Source organism: Streptomyces recifensis (assembly GCF_002154615.1).
GTDB lineage: Bacteria > Actinomycetota > Actinomycetes > Streptomycetales > Streptomycetaceae > Streptomyces > Streptomyces griseoluteus.
In genome coordinates, this window is sequence record NZ_MUNH01000652.1 from 1 (window position 1) to 2,536 (window position 2,536).

At 74.1% G+C, this 2,536-nt stretch carries 3 protein-coding genes; 2 read left to right on the forward strand and 1 reads right to left on the reverse strand.

The window, feature by feature from the left end; genetic code table 11:
- Both CCN33_RS27785 and CCN33_RS27790 read left to right on the forward strand, forming a co-directional pair.
- Window positions 1–1,540: alkaline phosphatase family protein (locus tag CCN33_RS27785; protein WP_086696165.1), on the forward strand; the 1,540-nt coding region annotated here is incomplete at its 5' end.
- A gap of 104 nt (window positions 1,541–1,644) precedes the next feature.
- The gene (locus CCN33_RS27790; protein ID WP_030809452.1) at window positions 1,645–2,070 is read left to right on the forward strand and encodes an OsmC family protein; all 426 of its coding nucleotides are present in this window, start codon (window positions 1,645–1,647) and stop codon (window positions 2,068–2,070) included.
- 55 nt (window positions 2,071–2,125) lie between these two features.
- On the opposite strand, the gene CCN33_RS27795 is transcribed toward CCN33_RS27790, so the two are convergent.
- Window positions 2,126–2,536, reverse strand: a 411-nt coding sequence (locus tag CCN33_RS27795) for a DUF5753 domain-containing protein (protein ID WP_244173957.1), incomplete at its 5' end; no start/stop codon positions are given.

A 2,536-nucleotide genomic window follows, 5' to 3' on the forward strand; every position in this document is an offset into this window, starting at 1 on the left:
CGACGTGCTCACCGCCGCCGTCCGCGACGGCCTGATGCCCACCGTCGCCCGCTGGCTCGCCACCGACGGCGTCATCCCGCCCACCCACCGGCTCACCGCCTGGCGCACCGACTGGTCCAGCCAGACCGGCGCCAGCCAGCTCGGCATCCTGCACGGCAGCACCTACGACGTGCCCGCCTTCCGCTGGTACGAGAAGGACCGGGGCGAGGTCATGGTCTGCAACCGGCCCACCTCCGCCGCCGAGTTGCAGCGCCGCGCGACGGCCCGCACCGGCGAGGCCGGACTCCTCGCCGTCGACGGCGCCAGCCGGGGCAACCTGTTCAGCGGCGGCGCAGGGGAACAGGCCCTCGTCCTGTCCATCGCCACCCGCCGCCGGGGCCGGGAGAACCGTTCCCGCGCCGGGTACTTCGCCTATTTCTCCGACCCGGCCAACGCGGTGCGCACCGCCCTGTCCTTCTTCGCCGAGATCGGCCGCGAGATCGCGCAGTCCACCCGTGCCCGGTTCGCCGGAGCCCACCCGCGCGTCGGCCGGGGCGGCCTCTACCCGTTCGTCCGCGCCTTCGCCACCGTCGTCGAACGGGACGTGGTCGTCGCCGCGGTGATGGGCGACCTGCTCGCCGGCCGCACCGCCGTCTACGCCGACCTCGTCGCCTACGACGAGGTCGCCCACCACTCAGGACCCGACAGCCGCGACGCCCGCCAGGTCCTCAAGCGCCTGGACCGCTCCCTCGCGCTGATCGAGAAGGCCGCCGAACACGCCCCGCGCCCCTACCGCCTGGTCGTCCTCTCCGACCACGGCCAGAGCCCCGGCGAAACCTTCCGCTCCCGCTACGGCCTCACCCTCACCGACCTCGTCCGCGCCGGCAGCGGACTGCCCGTGCCGCGCGGTGCCGGGCGCACCCCGAGCGGCGCCGAGGCCCGCGCCGCCGTACGCGCCGCCCTGGGCCGGGAGGACTCGGAGAGCGGGCCCGCGCCGCGCTCCGAGCCCGTCGTGCTCGCCTCCGGCAACCTCGGCCTGGTCTCCTTCCCCGACGTCCCGCACCGGATGTCCAAGGAGGAGATCGACGCCCGCCACCCGGCGCTGCTCCCCACTCTCGCCAACCACCCCGGCATCGGCTTCCTGCTGGTCCGTAGCGCCGAGCACGACGGCGTGGTCCTCGGCCCCTGCGGCACCGAGATCCCGCTGGCCGAGCTGGACGAGCGGCCGGGGCCGCTGGCCCGCTTCGGCCCCGGCGCCGTCGACGCCGTACGCCGGACGCACGCCTTCCCGCACACCGCCGACATCATGGTCAACTCCTGGCACGACCCCGCCACCGGACAGATCCACGCCTTCGAGGAGCAGATCGGCTCCCACGGTGGCCTCGGCGGCGCCCAGTCCCGCCCGTTCCTGCTCTCCCCGCTCACCCTGTCCGTGGCCGAGGAGCACGGCGAGGCACTGACCGGCGCCGAGCGCGTGCACGGCGTACTGCGCCGCTGGCTCGGCGAGTTGAACGGCCCCGAGGTGCCGCTCGACGCCGGCCCCGAGCGCCGGGCGGCCTGAGCCCTCGGACCGGTCCTCACGGTGCCGTGACCCCGGATGTGATCGGATGGGGGTACGGGGGCAACAGGACCCGGAACACGCAAACACCCGCGAAAGGAACCACCGTGGCTACCACGCGCACCGCACACACGGTCTGGGAAGGCGAACTGCTGTCGGGCAGCGGCACCGTCACCTTCGACTCCTCCGGCATCGGCTCCCAGCCAGTGTCGTGGCCGTCGCGCGCCGAGCAGGCGAACGGCCGCACCAGCCCCGAGGAGCTGATCGCCGCCGCGCACTCCAGCTGCTTCTCCATGGCCCTGTCGCACGGCCTGACCGGTGCCGGCACCCCGCCCACCCGGCTGGAGACCAAGGCCGACGTCACCTTCCAGCCCGGCGAGGGCATCACGGGCATCCACCTCACCGTGCGCGGCGAAGTCCCCGGCCTGGACGCGGACGGCTTCCGCGCGGCCGCCGAGGACGCCAAGAAGAACTGCCCGGTCAGCCAGGCCCTGACCGGCACCGACATCAGCCTCACGGCCGAGCTGGCCTGAAGCCTGGCGCCCGCTGTTGCGGGCCTCCGGTGCCGCGTCACGGGCGCGGCACCGGTCACAGGCTCTCGCGGAACTCCCGCAGCAGCTTCTGGGTGCGCTGCGCGGAGGCCGCCCGCGCCGTCATGTGGTCCAGCACCTCCAGGTGCGCGGCCACCTCCTCGCGCGAGTCGAGGTAGAGCGCACCGGTCAGATACTCGGTGAACACCATGTCCGGCAGCTCCCGTTGGGCGAACCGGAACAGGGTGAAGGGGGCGTACGTCCCCGGATGCGGGCCTGCCGCGAACTCCGCGAGCTGAAGGGTGATCCGGTCCCGCTCGGCGTACTCCAGCAGCCGGTCCAGCTGGTCGCGCATCACCTCGGACCGCGTGCTCACCGGCCGCCGCAGCACCGTCTCGTCCATCACGAACCACAGGTGCGGGGCGTCCTCCCGCTCCAGCAGCCGCTGCCGCTCCAGGCGCAGCGCCAC